This window comes from Tessaracoccus sp. MC1679 (assembly GCF_014164775.1).
Taxonomy (GTDB): domain Bacteria; phylum Actinomycetota; class Actinomycetes; order Propionibacteriales; family Propionibacteriaceae; genus Arachnia.
This window is the reverse complement of sequence record NZ_JACJGB010000003.1, coordinates 161,390-177,824: the sequence shown is the minus strand read 5'-3', so window position 1 is coordinate 177,824 and position 16,435 is coordinate 161,390. Positions and strand designations below refer to the sequence as shown.

The 16,435-nt window shown below is 68.6% G+C and carries 12 protein-coding genes; 6 read left to right on the top strand and 6 right to left on the bottom strand.

The genetic code is table 11. The annotated features are described in order from the left end of the window. The first annotated feature begins 29 nt into the window (after positions 1-29). Genes pyrR through H5398_RS06135 form a run of 3 tightly spaced genes read left to right on the top strand, consistent with a single transcriptional unit; the run spans position 30 to position 2,769 of the window. Entirely contained in the window at positions 30-569 is a 540-nt protein-coding gene (gene pyrR, locus H5398_RS06145) for a bifunctional pyr operon transcriptional regulator/uracil phosphoribosyltransferase PyrR (RefSeq protein ID WP_182799392.1), read from the top strand. Beyond that, the gene (locus H5398_RS06140) at positions 566-1,498 is read left to right on the top strand and encodes an aspartate carbamoyltransferase catalytic subunit (protein ID WP_182799391.1); all 933 of its coding nucleotides are present in this window, start codon (positions 566-568) and stop codon (positions 1,496-1,498) included. The genes pyrR and H5398_RS06140 overlap by 4 nt, the downstream gene beginning before the upstream one ends. Next, entirely contained in the window at positions 1,495-2,769 is a 1,275-nt protein-coding gene (locus H5398_RS06135) for a dihydroorotase (RefSeq protein WP_182799390.1), read from the top strand. The genes H5398_RS06140 and H5398_RS06135 overlap by 4 nt, the downstream gene beginning before the upstream one ends. Before the next feature lie 28 nt (positions 2,770-2,797). Here the strand turns inward: H5398_RS06135 and H5398_RS06130 are convergent, their stop codons facing one another. The 5 genes from H5398_RS06130 to H5398_RS06110 all read right to left on the bottom strand — a co-directional run bounded on the left by H5398_RS06130 (position 2,798) and on the right by H5398_RS06110 (position 11,873). Beyond that, positions 2,798-3,712 carry a PAC2 family protein gene (locus tag H5398_RS06130; RefSeq protein ID WP_182799389.1) on the bottom strand — a complete coding sequence of 305 codons (915 nt, stop codon included), beginning with the start codon at positions 3,710-3,712 and terminating at the stop codon, positions 2,798-2,800. Between the two features lie 128 nt (positions 3,713-3,840). Then, entirely contained in the window at positions 3,841-7,194 is a 3,354-nt protein-coding gene (locus tag H5398_RS06125) for a DEAD/DEAH box helicase family protein (protein ID WP_182799388.1), read from the bottom strand. Positions 7,195-7,233: 39 nt separating this feature from the next. Beyond that, the gene (locus tag H5398_RS06120; RefSeq protein ID WP_182799387.1) at positions 7,234-8,610 is read right to left on the bottom strand and encodes a hypothetical protein; all 1,377 of its coding nucleotides are present in this window, start codon (positions 8,608-8,610) and stop codon (positions 7,234-7,236) included. Positions 8,611-9,264: 654 nt separating this feature from the next. Next, entirely contained in the window at positions 9,265-10,413 is a 1,149-nt protein-coding gene (locus H5398_RS06115; protein WP_255443596.1) for a restriction endonuclease subunit S, read from the bottom strand. A gap of 2 nt (positions 10,414-10,415) precedes the next feature. Further along, the gene (locus H5398_RS06110) at positions 10,416-11,873 is read right to left on the bottom strand and encodes a class I SAM-dependent DNA methyltransferase (protein WP_182799385.1); all 1,458 of its coding nucleotides are present in this window, start codon (positions 11,871-11,873) and stop codon (positions 10,416-10,418) included. A 133-nt stretch (positions 11,874-12,006) separates the two neighbouring features. Here H5398_RS06110 and H5398_RS06105 point away from each other — a divergent pair, with 133 nt between their 5' ends. Both H5398_RS06105 and H5398_RS06100 read left to right on the top strand, forming a co-directional pair. After that, complete coding sequence (locus H5398_RS06105; RefSeq protein ID WP_182799384.1) at positions 12,007-13,002, top strand: aldo/keto reductase; 996 nt, start codon at positions 12,007-12,009, stop codon at positions 13,000-13,002. A gap of 198 nt (positions 13,003-13,200) precedes the next feature. Beyond that, positions 13,201-14,319, top strand: a complete 1,119-nt coding sequence (locus H5398_RS06100; RefSeq protein WP_182799383.1) for a glycoside hydrolase family 32 protein — start codon at positions 13,201-13,203, stop codon at positions 14,317-14,319. Between the two features lie 3 nt (positions 14,320-14,322). On the opposite strand, the gene H5398_RS06095 is transcribed toward H5398_RS06100, so the two are convergent. Beyond that, complete coding sequence (locus tag H5398_RS06095) at positions 14,323-14,766, bottom strand: VOC family protein (RefSeq protein ID WP_182799382.1); 444 nt, start codon at positions 14,764-14,766, stop codon at positions 14,323-14,325. A gap of 83 nt (positions 14,767-14,849) precedes the next feature. On the opposite strand from H5398_RS06095, the gene gndA reads away from it, so the two are divergent. Beyond that, positions 14,850-16,304, top strand: a complete 1,455-nt coding sequence (gndA, locus tag H5398_RS06090) for an NADP-dependent phosphogluconate dehydrogenase (RefSeq protein ID WP_370586084.1) — start codon at positions 14,850-14,852, stop codon at positions 16,302-16,304. Positions 16,305-16,435: the final 131 nt, after the last annotated feature.

Here is a 16,435-nt window from a genome sequence, read left to right as displayed (position 1 = left end):
CGATAGATTTCCCTCGACCAGGAGGTGCGATGGAACAGGCCCCGCGAACGGTGATGACCGCCGACGACATGTCCTACGCGATGACCCGGATGACCCACGAGATCCTGGAGCGCAACCACGGCGCCGACGGGGTGATTCTGCTCGGGATTCTCACCCGCGGCGCCCCGCTGGCCGAGCGGCTGGCCGCGATCGCGGCGTCCCAGGGGCACCGGCTTCCGGTGGGCCGGCTGGACATCACCATGTACCGCGATGATCTCCGCGCGCAGCCCACCCGGCCCGTCGGCCGCACGGTGCTGCCAGAGAGCGTCGACGGGAAGGTGGTGGTGCTCGTCGACGACGTGCTCTACTCCGGCCGCACCGTCCAAGCTGCGCTGCACGCGCTGGCCGACCTCGGACGCCCACGCGCCATCCAACTCGTCACGCTCGTGGACCGCGGCCTGCGCGAGCTCCCCATCCAGGCCGACGTGGTGGGCAAGCACCTGCCCACGGCCCGCGCGGAGCGTGTCCGCGTGACGCTGCGCGAGATCGACGGCGAGGACCTCGTGACCATCGAACGGACGGCCCAGTGAAGCACCTTCTCAGCATCGCGGACCTCAGCGCCGAGGAGATCACCTCCATCCTGGATCTGGCCGTGGAGATGCACGACGTGCAGTCCCGGCCCATCAAGAAGCTCCCCGCGCTGCGAGGCCGCACCGTCGTCAATCTGTTCTTCGAGGACTCCACCCGCACCCGCTCGTCGTTCGAACTGGCCGCCAAGTGGCTGTCGGCGGATGCGATCAATGTCGCGGCCAAGGGCTCCTCGGTGTCCAAGGGTGAGTCGATGCGCGACACGCTGCTCACCCTCGACGCGATGGGCGTGGACGCCATCGTCATGCGGCACTCCGGTTCCGGCGCGGTGCGCCAGGCTGCTGGGTGGGTGCGCGCGTCGATGATCAACGCCGGCGACGGCATGCACGAGCACCCCACACAGGCGCTGCTCGACGCGCACGCGGTGCGCCGGCACTTCGCCCGGCACGGGCTGGGTGAGGTCGCGGGGAAGCGGGTGGCCATCACCGGTGATCTGCTCCACTCGCGGGTGGTCCGCTCGAACGTGCTGTTGTGGGCGAAGCTGGGCGCCTCCGTCGTGCTGGTGGCGCCGCCGACGCTGCTGCCGCCGGGCGTGAAGAACTGGGGCGTCGAGGTGAGCCACGAGCTCGACCCGGTCCTTCCCGGGGCGGACGTGGTGATGATGCTGCGCGTGCAACGCGAGCGGATGAGCGGCGGCTTCTTCCCCTCCGAACGCGAATACATCGACGGCTACGGGCTCACGCCCCGCCGCCTGGCGATGCTCAAGGACGGCGCCTGCATCGCACACCCAGGGCCGATGAACCGCGGTCTCGAAATCTCGTCGGCGGCAGCCGACTCGGCACGCTCCATCATCCTGGACCAGGTTTCGTCCGGGGTCGCGGTGCGGATGAGCGTGCTCTACCACCTGCTCGCTGGAGAGGAACAGTCATGACGGCAACAGTGCTCCGCGGGGTACAGCTCCCCGACGGCACCCGCACGGACCTGGTGATGGAGGACGGCATGTTCGTCGACTCCCCCTCCGGGGAGGCCACCGTCGTGGACTGCGACAGCCTGATCGCCCTGCCCGGCCTGGTGGACGTGCACACGCATCTGCGCGAGCCCGGCCGGGAGGACGCGGAAACCGTGGCCAGCGGTGCTCGGGCCGCGGCCCGCGGAGGATTCACCGCGGTCCTGGCGATGGCCAACACCCAACCGGTGACGGACACGGCGGAGAAGGCCGAGCACGTGCACGACCTCGGTGTCGCGGCGGGCCTCGTCGACGTGCAGGTGATCGGCGCGATCTCGAAGGGCCTGCGCGGCGAGGAGCTCGCCGAGCTGGGGCTGATGAACCGCTCCCGGGCCAAGGTCACGGTGTTCTCCGACGACGGCATGTGCATCCAGAACGCTGCCCTGATGCGGCGGGCCCTGGAGTGGGTCAAGCCGTTCGGCGGCGTGATCGCCCAGCACTCGCAGGAGTCCAACCTCGCCGGGCCGGGCGCCTGCTGCCATGAGGGCGAGATCTCCGGCCGGCTCGGACTGGGCGGTTGGCCGCCGGTGGCCGAGGCCACCATCATCGCGCGCGACGCGATGCTGGCGGAGACGACAGGGTCGCGGCTGCACGTATGCCACATCACCTCGGCCGAGGGCGTCGAGGTGGTGCGCTGGGCCAAGGCCCGCGGCATCGACGTGACCGCCGAGGTGACCCCGCACCACCTGCTGCTGGGCACCGAGGAGCTCGAGGGCTACGACACCGTCTACAAGGTCAACCCCCCGCTGCGGACGCCCGAGCACATCGAGTCGCTCCGCGCCGCGCTGGCGGACGGCACCATCGACGTGGTGGGCACGGACCACGCCCCGCACGCCCCTCAGGACAAGGATCACGCCTTCGTCGACGCGAAGCCGGGGATGATCGGGCTGGAGCAGGCGCTCTCGGTGGTGATCGAGACGATGGTGCTCCCGGGCCGCCTGGACTGGTCGGGGGTCGCGGAGCGGATGAGCCACGCGCCTGCGCGTATCGCGCGCCTGGACAGGCAGGGCAGACCCCTTGCCGTGGGCGAACCGGCCAACGTCGTGCTCGTGCACCCCACCCGCCGCGCGCCGGTGGACCGCGACGCGTCCGCGTCGCTCAGCCGCAACAACCCGTACCACGGCCGCGATCTCCCCGACCCCGTCGAGGCCACCTACCTGCGCGGCCGGGAGATCTATCGGCGGGAGCACGCCTGAGCCCGGAACTGGTGGTCCGACACCCAGGTCAGTCGGTCTCGTCGTCTGAGACCGTCCGCAGGAAGTTCTCGAACTCCGCTCCGAGCTGATCGGCCGAAGGGATCTGCGAGCCCTCGGCCCACAGGTTCGGCAGGTGCTGCCCCTGGACGAACGCGTCGTACTGCTGCTCCAGGGCGGCCACGATCGCGCTGATCTCATCGTTGCCTTCCACCTCTGCGGCGATGGCACGACGGGTGGCTTCGGCCTTCGCGACGAGGGCGTCATTGGGCAGGTTGAGCCCCGTCAGGTCAACGATCGCGTTGAGCGCCGCCAGGGCCCCCTCGGCGAACTCCGAGGCCGCGAGGTAGTGCGGGACGTGAACGGCGAAGCCGGCAGCGCGGTGCCCGGCCTGACCCAGACGCAGCTCAAGCAGAGCACCGATCGAGGCCGGCACCTGCACGCGGCCGAACGGCGACTTCACCTCACCGATGAGGGTGGCGTCCGTGGCGTGTGCAGTGATCCCAACGGGCCTGGTGTGCGGCACCCCCATGGGGATCCCGTTGACGGTGACCACCAGCGTGACCCCCAGCGCGGCGACGATCTCGCGGATGGCCTCGACCATCCGGTCCCACTGGAAGTCCGGCTCCGGTCCGGTGAGGAGGTGGTACCCGTGACCGTCGCGGTCCGTGAGCCGGTTCAGCACGATGGCGGGAGCCTCGTACTCCGCCCACCTGTTGGTGTCGAAGATCATCACCGGGCGGCGGCCCCGGTAGTCGAAGAGCTGGTCGACGTCGAAGGAGGCGACCACCTCGGCGTTGCCGGTCCCGATGAGGTGCTCGCTGAGCATGCCCTGGACCTGGCCTGCGTCGATGAAGGCCCCCAGCGCCACCAGAAGCACGCCCGAACCCGGATCGTTGCGGCCCGCCTCGGTGGTGAAGCGGTAAAGGTCAGAAGGGTTCTGCACGGCACAAGCCTTTCACGACGGTTGAATCATTCATGGCTAACCTCCGGATGCCCCCACGGATTCCCACCCACTCTACGCGGTGCCCATGACCCTCCGTCGACGGCGCAGCGCCGGTCCCTGGTTCTCGCTCAGGCGACGACCGCATGGGCCTTGATACTGCCGAGGATCTCGACGATCTGACCCACCTGTGCCTCGGGGAAGACGAAGTCCGGCCCCGTGGGCGCCCGATCCGTGTACGGCGACTCGAAAAGGCGCGCCGGCTCCATGACGCCGTTGGCGGTGAGCTCGTCGACGATCAGGTTGACGAAGCGCACCTGGTCGACGGTGTAGCGGTTGCCGTCCAGGAACTCCCCGAAGGCCTCCACAGCGGCCGGGCGGTCCAGGCCCACCAGCGATCTCACGAAGAGGCCCAGACCCCCGGTCCGTTGGGCGGCACTCTCGATGTCGGTGGGCGCGGCCCCGCTGTCGATCAGGATCGTCTCGAGCGCGACGAGGTCATCTGGAGTCAACTGCTTGTTCCGACGGAGCCTCTCCACGGCCACATTGTTGGCATGGGAGCGGAGGAACGCAGCGGCCTTCGCCCGGAAGCGCTCCATGTTCGTGCCTGGCGTCACTCCTGGGAGTTGAATCTCCACTGCGGGAGTCAGGAGATCCTCGAAGTCCGTGTAGATCGGGTTGTGGGCGCTCTTCTCGACGAACCGCACGAGTGAGCGCAGCCGGAGGCGCGCCACCTCCAGCATCGGCAGGGTCACGTCCACCCACCACCCGTCGCCGGCAACGGCCTCCAGCAGCTCCGCCCTCTCGGCGACCGACGGGATAGCGATCCTGGCCAGCAGCGACTCCGCCACCGCCTGCACGGTCTGCCGGATGCGCTCGGCTGTCACGGTGTCGCCGTCGAGCTGGGCGAGCTGCCGGCGGAGGATCAGCGCGTCGAACCTCTTGGCGTCGACGTCCGGATCGGTGACCGTGGTGGGTAGGCCCGCAAGAGCGAGGGCCGCCTCAGCCGCCTCGTCGTCGAGCCGCTGCCAGGACGCCGGTTCGGCGAATCGCTCCACCATTCGACGGTGCGGCCGGACGATGACGTTGTCCAGGGTCATCCCCGCCACGTGCTCATGCAGGATCCGGGCCACCTCATCGCGGAGATCGCGGTCCGTCTGGGCCCGGTCCAGCCCTGTCACGAGCGAGAGCCGCATCTCGTAGAGCCTCTGCGTCAGCGATCTCTGCGTCGATCCCTCGGCCGTAGCGGGATCCTGGCTGAAGAACTCGAGGTTGCCGCAGAAGTCGAAGATGAGGAACTCGCGCTTGTCCTGGCCGGGGCCGAACAGATCGGGGCGGAGCCTCGTGCCGCGCCCGATCATCTGCCAGAACTTGGTCTTGGAGTGCACCGGCTTGAAGAACACGAGGTTGACCACGTCGGGCACATCGATGCCCGTGTCGAGCATGTCGACGCTGACGGCGATGTGGGGGGCCTTGCCGGGCTGGGAGAAGTCGTCGATCAGCGAATCGGCGTAGGTGACGTCATGGGTGATCACGCGGGCGAAGTGGCCGGCCGTGTCGGGCCAGCCGAGGTCGAAGCGTTGGGCGATGAACTCGGCGTGACGGCGGTTGCGGGCGAAGATGATGGTCTTGCCGATGCGGTCTCCCGCATCCACCCTGATCCCCTGCGTCATCAGCGTGCCGAGCACCTGATCGACGGTGTCCTCATTGAACAGGAACCGGTTGATGGCGTCTGCGCCCACCTCGGCGGGGGTGCCGTCGTCGCCCCAGTCCAGGGCGTCCCAGTCGTCCTTCTCCTCCTCGGTCAGGTCGTCGTACCTGATCCCCTGGCGGAGGAACCTGGTGCCGACGGCGACGGCGCGCGCCGGCACGAGATAGCCGTCCGCGACGGCGTCCTCCAGCGGGTAGGCGTCCGTGGGCACGCCGTCCTCGAGGTGGAACAGCCGGTACGTGTTGTGGTCCACCTCGTCCTTCGGGGTGGCGGTGAGGCCGACGAGGAGGGAGTCGAAACGCTCGAAGATCGCGCCGTACTTGGCGTACACCGATCGATGCGCCTCGTCGATGATGACGAGGTCGAAGAAACCGGGGCCGTAGAGGTGTTCCCCGTTGTCGTGGGTCTCGTTGAGGAGGTTCAGCATCGTCGGGTAGGTGGAGGCGAACACGCGGGCGTCACGGGCCTTCTCCTGGAGCAGGTTGACCACGGGCGTCGACGGGAGATGCTCGTTGAAGGCCCGGGCCGCCTGCTTGACGAGTGCGGTGCGGTCGGCGAGGAACAGCACGCGCTTGACCCAGTTGGCCCGCATCAGCTGCTCCACCAGCGCGATGACGGTGCGGGTCTTGCCGGAGCCTGTGGCCATCACCAGGAGCGCCTCGCGCTTGCCCTGCTCGAGGGCGTCGTCGACGGCCTTGATGGCCCGCACCTGATAATGCCGGCCCGCGATGTCCTGGTTCACCGGCACCGAGGCCAGAGGGCGCCTGGTGGTGCGTCGCTGGACCATCAGTTCCAGCTCGGACCTGGTGTAGAACCCCTGCACCTGCCGGCGCGGGTAGCCGGCGGCGTCGTCCCAGATCCAGTGCTCGTAGCCGTTGGTGAGGAAGATCACGGGACGACGGCCGAACCGCTTCTCCAGAGCGTCGGCGTAGAGCTTGGCCTGCTGCTCGCCGACGTCCGGGCTCCGCCCGGTGCGCTTGGCCTCGATGACGGCCAGCGGGAGCCCGTCGGCGCCCCAGAGGACATAGTCGACGAAGCCCTTGCCCGAGGCGTTGGGCATGCCGCCCACCTCGAACTCGCGGTCCCTCGCCTCGTCGAGCGGCCAGCCGGCCTCGCGGAGGAGGAGGTCGATGAAGGTGTCGCGGCTCTCCGCCTCGGTGTAGTCGTGGAGGTCAGTGAGGGTGGTGGCCTCCTGCGCGGCGCGAATCCGCTCACGCAGCTCAGCATTCTCGGCTTCGATCTTGGCCAGCAGGTCGTCGCGGTTGGCGAGTTCGGCCTTGTGCGCCTCGTCCTGCTCGCGGAAGAGGCCGGCGAGCTTGACAGCCTCGTCCCTGCTCAGCGGAGCCATCCTCGCGGCCAGGCTGGCGTCGAAAGCCGCCGAGGTGGGCACCGCCCGCGGGCTGTCCGAGTACCGGAACGCGGCCCAGATCACCAGGTGGTGGACCTCCCTCAGCACGGCGAGCGCGTCGCCGCCCGGCACGGACGCCATGCCGTGGGCCGCGGTGTTGCCCAGCCTGCGGACGAGGTTGAGCTTGCCCTGGATGCCCACGCCCACCTTGGCGGCGAAGGACGCGTCGTTGATGCGGGCGTTGAGGTCGTCGCGGTAGGGCAGCGGGAGCTCCAGCACGTCGTACAGGTAGTCGACGAGGAGCTCGGCCACCCGTCGGCCGTAGATGCAGGCCGAGCGGGGGTCTGACCTCAGGTAGCCCTCAGCTCGGACGCAGTCCGCGAAGAGCTCAGGCCAGATGGGCTCGATGAAACCGAAGTTGCTCATCCAAGCCCCCCACTCATGGGCGTCAGCCTAGCGAAGGCCTCATGCAAGCATGCGGGTGCCGCTCGGCGTGACCTCATAGCGGTAGCCGAGGGGGCCGAGCCAGAAGAACTGCCCTGGCCTGGGCTGATCCGCGCGCCAGGCGCCAGCGGTCTTCGCGCGATGCACTCTCCGTCCTAAGGGGCCGAGGTTCCCCACCCTCGTCTGCCCCCGGCAGCCCGGCACGAACGATTGGGTGTGATCCTGGTCCAGGCCCTGAGCTCGACGCTGCGAGAAGAGGAACATCTCGTGCTGCATCCCTAAAAGCAGTGCCCTCTTCAACCCCGCCGACGGCGCGTACCGGTCCTCGGCGGGGATCTCCGGCAGGTCGATCACCGGATGGACCGTGACGTCGAGCCCGGGGAGCAGGTCTGCAAGTAGCGCCGTGGTGATATGGCCGGCCTTGTCGACGCGGGCGGTGCCGGTGAGCCCGCCGACGGCGTCGGTGTGGATGTGCACCGCCAGTTCCAGCTTGGGCCGGAGCTTGGCCAGCGGCGTGGTGATGGCGCCACAGAGCGCGCCGAGGCAGTGCGGGTCATGGCGCTGCTGGTCACCGGCGAAGGCGGGGCTGGGGACGCTGGGATCCACCGGAGCGGCGGGCGCACAGTCGAGGACGGCTGACAGGCTGTCCAGCAGGGTGGGTTGCGCGGCGCGCTGCAGGAGGGCGAGCGCGTAGGCGGGGTTGGCGAGGACACCGAGGGCCTTCGCCCGGAGGATCGACTTCGACGTGCCGGGGTGCTCAGCGGCCAGCAGGTCCGCGATCCGATCCACGGCGGCGTCCAGGTAACGGGCATCGAGGACGTCCAAGCGGCCGGTCAGGTTCATCACCCCGTTGTGCAGTCCCCACACATGCACCCCGCGGTCTTCGCGCGCCTGGCGCTCCCGCTCGGCGGCGCGGGCCTGATCCGCTTCGATGATCATCTTCCGCAGGAGAGTGAACGCCGCGGTCCAGCCGAGCGCCTGCTGCTTGACCACCCACCACCCGGTCACCTGATCTGCCTCCTCGGGTGACAGGTCCAGGCACATCGACGCCGCCTTGCAGGCCCGGGCCGGCTCGACCTCCCACCGCTGCATGGCCGCGAACAGGCCCGGATGCCGATGCTTCAGGTTCAGCGCGTCAGCCAGCTTCGCGGCCGCCACGATGGGCGTGCAGCGCAGCAGCCCGGCCAACTCCAGGCCGATGAACTCCGACACCTCCGGCGTGCCGACGCCCCCGACGACCACCTTCCGCTCGGCCAGAACCTCCAGCACCTCGTCGTAGTCCACCTGGTAGACCTCGGCCAGGTCACAGATCAGGGTGAGGTTCTGGGCCTCGGCGAATCGGCGCAACTCATCGCTGGAGCGCAGCCGCTCCGCGATCTCCCGCGCCTCGTCTTTCATGGTTCCACCGTATGACCGACCACTGACATTTTTCGCCCGCCAGTGCGACGGCGGCGGGGAATTCTTATGAAGATCTCGCTCCGGAGGTTCACCGCACCCGGCTCAGGCTGGCAGCCTCGGCCGGGTCGTGGCGGGTGGTGGGGGCCGGTCCCGCCCGTGATTCGACGGCTCAGCCGTGGCCGGGTCGTGGCGGCTGGTGGGGGCCGGTCCCGCCCGTGACTCCTCGAATTGGCGCTGACGCGCCTGTCCTCGTCGCACATGCCCGAGCCAACCCGGCCCGGCCCCCACCACCCGCCACTGCTTGCATCACCGGGTCCTGGTTCCTACGCACGCCAAGGAGCGGGGCGAGGGCTCCGCATCGTTGGCTGAGGCGCGAGGAGCGCAGCGACGAGCCTCGACGCCTCGGGAAAGTGACCTTGTCAGCCCAGGTTTCTCAGGCTTCGAGGCCGCTGCGCGGCACCTCAGCCAGCGGGAGGGCGACACGCGCCGCGGCCCCCAGCACTCGCCGCGGCTTCCCGGCACTTGCCGCCGTGGTCGGTGCCGCCGTCGCTACTCAGTCCTGGCGTCACGGGACGGAAGGGCTCCCGCCACTCCGCCCACCTTCCAGGCAGCCTCCCACACCGGCGTCATCGCTCCGGCAGCTGGGCGCCCACGTCAGAGCTCCCCTCTGAAGGCGCGGGACTGGAGCGCGGCGAAGAGTGAGTCCAGCGGCTCAGCGCTCGCAGTGGGGATAGACCTAGCCCTTCGCTCGAACTCGAGTTGCCGACCGAGTGGCACTGAAGGAAGCAGGAGGTCCTCCAACTTGGCCTTGGAGATGTTCTTCATGGATCCGCCGGTTCCGCTCGCCAACTGGCTGATCCGGCGACGCATGGAAGGGGTCCTAAACAAGGCCCGGTAGAATCGCGGTACTCGCTGATCATCGAGCCACACGAAACGCCAGATCTTGTCAGGCAGCGCCGTGTGCTCGATCTCTGACTCGACCAACGCCACTGCTCCCACCAACTCCGCGGTGTTGGCCCTACTCATCAACAAATCACCGGCCCGGACGAGGTGCTCCGAGGGCGGCACATACCCGAGAGGCAGCGGTTTCGACTCTGCAGGGCGGAACCGCTCGGACGTGACAGCGCTGATCTTCAGGACTCGGAAATCGCTCGGGGCGTCAGGATCGTCGGCGACCAAGTTTCTGCCTCCGACAAGCGAGGCAACATCCCCGAACCGTTCCGTTTCCTGCGAATGGTTCGGGTCGCCGAACATGTCGTGGAAGATCGCCTGGGTGAGGGCGTCGAGGTGCGCGAGGACCTGGCGGCGCTTGGCGCGCATCGCGTCGGCCTTGTCGAGGATCGCCGCGATCCGCCTCTGCTCATCCAAAGCAGGAAGGGGTACCTTGGATTCCTTTACGATCCGATCCGAGACGGCGGGGTAGCTAGCGCCCGTGGCCTTGCGAACCAAGTCAGCCACAAACTGAGGAGCCTGCACCCAATGGAACAGGTATCTGCCCGCCACACGGCCGACATCTGGGCGGAGGACCGTGAATCCTGTTGATGCCGTGGCGCCGTCAAGGTTGCTGGGCACGGTAGCAACCGAGTTCAGATTCGGGCGAACGGTAGACACCAGGATGTCTCCTGCATTCAAGCGTTGCCGCGCCCGGCTGGGCGCATCGCACCCCAGAACGGAAGTCGGCGCGATGATCGCCTTTGTCTGGTTGTCCACGGCGGACAAGTCCACGTAGGCAATGGGCTCGTTCGGCCTGCTCCGGGGATTCCAAGATTGGACCGGCCGTACGACCTCCCCCAGCGGCACCATCCTCACGACAACATCGCCTTCAGCTCGGCTATCCCCGCCGTGATCTCCGCCTCCAGCGCCTCGATGTCGGCAATGATCTCCAGCGGCGGGCGGTGCTCCTCCTTGTCGTGGACGATCTCCTTGTAGCGGTTGATGCTGAGGTCGTAGCCCTGGGCGACGATGTCGGCCTTCGGCACTAGGAACGACTGCTCGGTGCGGGCGCGCCCGCGCTCCGTCGTCGTCCGGGTCCGCCAGCGCCCCAGCACGTCCGGGAGGTCGTTGGCCTCGACGGGGTTGCGCTTGTCGTCGAGCGAGAACCCGTCGGCCCGCACGTCGTAGAACCAGACGTCGTCCGTGCCGCCGCTGTCGGTCTTCGTGAAGAACAGGATGGCCGTCGACACCCCTGCATACGGCCGGAAGACGCCCGAGGGGAGCTTGACCACGGCGTCGAGCTTCTGGTCCTCCACCAGCGCCCCCCGCAGGTCCTTGTGTGCCTTCGAGGAGCCGAACAGGACGCCGTCGGGCACGATGACGGCGGCGCGGCCGCCGGGCTTGAGCAGCTTGAGGAACAGCGCCATGAAGAGCAGCTCGGTCTTCTTGGTCTTGACGATCCGCTGGAGGTCCTTGGCGGTGGACTCGTAGTCCAGCGAGCCGGCGAACGGCGGGTTGGCCAGGATCAGCGAGTACTTCTCGGCGTCGGCGCTGGCGCCCTCGGAGAGGGAGTCGCGGTAGCGGATGTCCGGCGCCTCGATGCCGTGCAGCAGCATGTTCATGCTGCCGATGCGCAGCATGGTGCCGTCGAAGTCGTGGCCGTGGAACATCGAGTGGTGGAAGTGGCGGCGCTGCTCGGCGTCGGTGAGCACCGAGGGGTGGTGCTCGCGCAGGTACTCTGAGGCCGCCACGAGGAAGCCAGCGGTGCCGCAGGCCGGGTCGCAGATCTCGTCGGTGGGCGTGGGGGCGGTCATGTCCACCATCAGCTGGATGATGTGGCGGGGAGTCCTGAACTGGCCGTTGACTCCGGCGCTGGCGATCTTGGAGAGCAGGTACTCGTAAAGGTCGCCGTTGGTGTCGCGGTCCGTCAACTCCAGGCCGTCGATCATCTCGACCACGCGAGCGAGCAGCGCCGGCGTCGGGATGGTGAAGCGGGCGTCGCGCATGTGGGCCGAATAGGTGGTGCCGTCGCCGAGCCCGCGCAGGAAAGGGAACACCTCGTCGGCGACGACCCGGTGCATCTCCCCCGCCTCGGCATGGACGAAGCGACCCCAGCGCAGGTGCTGCTGCTCCTCGCGGTAGATCGGCTCATCGACCTCGGCGCTGTACAGCCTCGCCTTCTTCTCCTTGAGGGTCTGCGCGTCGTCGAGGCGCTTGAGGAAGAGCAGGTAGGTGATCTGCTCGATGACCTCCATCGGGTTGGAGATGCCGCCCGACCAGAAGGCGTCCCAGACGCGGTCGATCTTGCCCTTGAGCTCACCGGTGATCACGCTGGCCACCTTAGCGACGCCGACCGACACGCGGCCTGGCGCACCTGCGTGGTACTGACAGAGACTCCCTCCCCCTAGCCGGGGGTCGTAGCGTGGCAGACGTGGCTTCCACACGACGCACAGAAGGAGAACGATGAAGCAACGCACACTCGGCCGGTCACTGACGGTCAGCGAGATCGGCCTGGGCTGCATGAGCCTCACCGGCGCCTACGGCGCCACCGCGAATGTTCCCCGGGAGGAGGCGATCGCCCTGATCCGGCGCGCCGTCGACCTCGGGGTCACCCTCTTCGACACCGCCGAGGTCTACGGCCCCTTCACCAACGAGGACCTGGTGGGGAAAGCCCTGGAACCGGTCCGGGACCAGGTGAAGATCGCCACCAAGTTCGGCTTCGCGTTCGAGGAGAACGGGGTCCCCGCGGGAGGCGTCTGCAGCCGCCCGGACAGCATCCGACGCGCGGTGGAGCACTCCCTGCGCCGGCTGCGCACGGACCACATCGACCTGTACTACCAGCACCGTGTGGACACCAGCGTCCCCATCGAGGAGGTGGCCGGCACTGTCAAGGAGCTCATCGACGCCGGGAAGGTCCTGCACTTCGGGTTGTCAGAGGCGTCCGCCGGCACGATCCGCCGGGCACACGCCGTCCAGCCGGTGGCGGCGGTGCAGAGCGAGTACTCCATGTGGTGGCGGGAGCGCGAGACGGACGTCATCCCGGTACTCGAGGAGTTGGGCATCGGGATGGTGCCGTTCAGCCCGCTCGGCAAGGGGTTCCTCACGGGCACCATCGACGCCTCGACCACCTTCGGCGAGACCGACTTCCGCGGCCGCACACCGCGATTCCAGGGCGAGGCGCTGCAGGCGAATCTGGCCCTCGTCGAGACGCTGAACCGGGTGGCAGCCGAGGTGGGGTGCACGCCTGCGCAGCTCGCGCTGCAGTGGGTGCTGAACCAGAAGCCGTGGATGGTCCCCATCCCGGGCACCAAGCGCATTCAGCGCCTCGAGGAGAACGTCGGCGCCGCGGCCGTCCAGCTCAGCGACTCGCAGCTGGCCGAGATTCGGGATGCCGCCGATCGGATCGTCATCACGGGCGCCCGGTACCCGGAGGAGTTGGACCGGATGACCAACCTGTAGAGAACGCATCAGCCAAGACAGAGGCAGCCTCCGCGACCGTTCCCGACGGGGGGTTCGGGAGGGTCGCGGAGGCTGCCGGGCAAGCCCAGCCGAGGATCAGGACAGCAACGAAAAGCCGCCTTTGTCTAGGGTTTGTTCAATGTTGGTGAAGGTGACTTTTTGCTACCCGGACCGGCCGGTTCGCCCTAGGCTCGCGGCATGAGGCTGCACTACCGCTCCCCGCACGGCTGGCTCAACGACCCCCACGGCGTCATCCACCGCCCGGACGGCTACCACCTGTTCCACCAGCACTCACCCTCCACCGCCGAATGGGACAAGGCCATCCACTGGGGCCACGCCGTCGGCGAGGACCTGTTCAGCCTCCGCTACGTGGGCTCCGCGTTGGAGCCGGGCGACGGCGACGAGGGGATCTGGACCGGCTGCATCGTCGAGGACGAGCGCGGGCTGATCGCCTACTACACCTCGGCCCGTGAGCCCGTCCTCGGGCTGGCAGCCATCAGGACCGCCCGCCCCGTCGACCAAGGCCTGCGCACCTGGGTGAAAGGCGCAGTCGTGGCTGAGCCACCCCAGGGACTCGGGATCAGGGACTACCGCGACCCCTTCGTCCTGCGCGACGGAGACCTCTGGCGGATGCTGGTGGGCTCTGACTCCGGCTCGGGCCACGCGATGATGCACGGCTATGTCTCCCATGACGGCGAGACGTGGACCTACGACGGCGTCGCGCTCAGCCGTCACAAGGATCAGACCGACGGCGCCTGGATGGGTGCGCTGTGGGAGTGCCCCCAGGTGTTCGAGGTGGACGGGACGTGGGTGATGCTCACCTCGGTCTGGGAGGACGGCACCCTGCACTACGCCGGGTACGCCCTCGGGGATTTCACCAGCGGCCGGTTCGTAGCCCTCAACTGGGGTCGGCTGACCCACGGCACCTACTACGCCCCCACCGTCTTCCGCGACGCCGACGGCCGCCCGTGCGTGATGGCGTGGATCCGCGAGGTGCGCGGAGACGGCTGGGCCGGCTGCCTCTCGCTGCCGTACGTGATGAGCGTCGTCGACGACACGCTGATTGTCACGCCCCACCCGGACCTGGACCGCCATGCCCCTCAGGGCTCGAGCGAACGCTTCACGTGGCTACCCGAGGGGCTGCTGGAGCCGGCCGACGGTGTGCGCCTGGAGGTGGTCGATCAGGAACTACGCCTGACCACGCCCGCGCTGACCGCGAGCATGCCGCACGACGGCCGCGCCGTCGAGGTGGTGCTGGATGATGAGGTCATCGAGGTGATCGGCGGGCTGGGACTGCTCGGGGGCCCGACGCGCTGAGCCCTACTCGACGTGGCCGGCGGCCAGCAGCCTGCGCAGCTCGATGCGACGCATCGTGAGGAGCTCCTTCATCACATGCGGGCCCCAGTCCGGGTCCGCCATCAGCGTGGGCAGTTCCGCGGGCAGGATCTGCCACGAGATGCCGAACTGGTCGCGAAGCCATCCGCAGGCCTGCTGCTCCCCCGCTTCGCCGATGAGCGCGTCGGAGAAGGTGTCGATCTGCTCCTGGGTGTCGCAGGGCACCTGGAACGAGATCGCCTCGCTGGGCGCGACCCGGGCGCCGTTCATCGCCGTGAAGTGGCAGCCCAGAACCGTGAACTCCACCATGAGGGCGGACCCGTCCGGCCCACGGTGGATCTGCGGGGCAGCGCCGCCGAAGACCTCGACGTAGCGGGCGGCCGCCTGCTCCGCCTCGGTGGCGAACCAGAGTGTGGTCGTGAGGCGCATGGCGGATCCAATCGCTGGTGGGCCGGGACGTCCTCCGATCCTGCCAGATAGGCTCGTCGGGAACCTGACTTCCTGACGAAGGGATCGATATGACTGAGGCGCAGCCGGCCAACATCGGCGTGATCGGGATGGCGGTGATGGGCTCGAATCTCGCGCGGAACCTGGCCCGCAACGGCCACCGCGTGGCGGTGTACAACCGCACCACCTCCAAGACCGATGCCGTGATCGCCGAGCACGGTCACGAGGGCGACTTCCGCCCGTCCGCCGAACTGGAGGACTTCGTCGCCTCCCTGGAGCGGCCCCGCCGGATCATCATCATGGTCAAGGCGGGCGCGGGCACGGACGCCACGATCGACTCCCTCCTCCCGCTTCTGGAGGACGGCGACATCGTCGTCGACGGCGGCAACGCGTTCTTCGAGGACACGAGGCGCCGCGAGGAAAAACTACGCGGGCTGGGTCTGCACTTCGTGGGCGCGGGCATCTCCGGCGGCGAGGTGGGGGCGCTCGAGGGTCCCTCGATCATGCCGGGCGGCTCCCCGGAGTCCTATGCGGCGCTGGGGCCCATCCTGGAGTCGATCTCGGCGAAGGTCGACGGCGAGCCCTGCTGCACCTACATCGGCACCGACGGCGCGGGCCACTTCGTCAAGATGGTGCACAACGGCATCGAATACGCGGACATGCAGTTCATCGGCGAGGCCTACGAGCTGCTCAAGGCGCTCGGGATGAGCCACGAGGAGATGGCGGACACGTTCGCCACCTGGAACGAGGGGGACCTGGACTCCTACCTCATCGAGATCACCTCGGAGGTCCTGCGCAAGGTTGATGACTCCACGGGACGTCCCCTGGTGGAGGTCATCGTCGACGCCGCCGGCATGAAGGGCACCGGCACCTGGACGGTGCAGTCGGCGCTCACCCTCGGCACGCCGGTCAACACCATCGCCGAGTCGGTGTTCGCCCGGGCCATCTCGTCGTCGCCCGAGCTGCGACGGGCGGCGCAGGCCGCGCTGCACGGCCCGGCCGGCACCATCGGGGTCGACGACCGCGCCGCCTTCATCAAACAGATCCGCCAGGCGCTGTGGGCGAGCAAGGTGGTCGCCTACGCCCAGGGGCTCGACGAGATTCGGATGGCGGCCGAGGAGTACGGCTGGGAGATCAACGTGGGCGAGGTGGCCAAGATCTGGCGTGGCGGCTGCATCATCCGCGCCAAACTGCTGGAGCGGATCCGCTCCGAGTACGCGGCCGGCCGGCTCGCCACGCTGCTGGAGGCGCCCTCGGTCGCGGCGGGGCTGGCGGAGGCGCAGGACGCGTGGCGCACCGTGGTCGCGGAGGCGGTCCGGGCGGGTGTCCCCGTGCCCGGGTTCTCGTCGGCGCTGGCCCACTACGACCAGGCCCGGGCGCCGCGCCTCAACGCCGCCCTCACTCAGGGCCTGCGCGACTACTTCGGCGCCCACACCTATCGACGGGTGGATCGCGAGGGATCGTTCCACGTCAACTGGTCCACCGACGGTGCGGAGGTGGAGGCCACCGACGCCCACTGAGCTGCCAGTGTGAGTCCTGTGGGGGTAGTCACCCGCAGGACTCACACCCGATCGCAGGGGTGTTGTCCGTTGTGCCCGAAGTGTTGTCCGTGACCTGAGATTCGCTTCCCTCCGAAGCCCTCCGGTTCAAC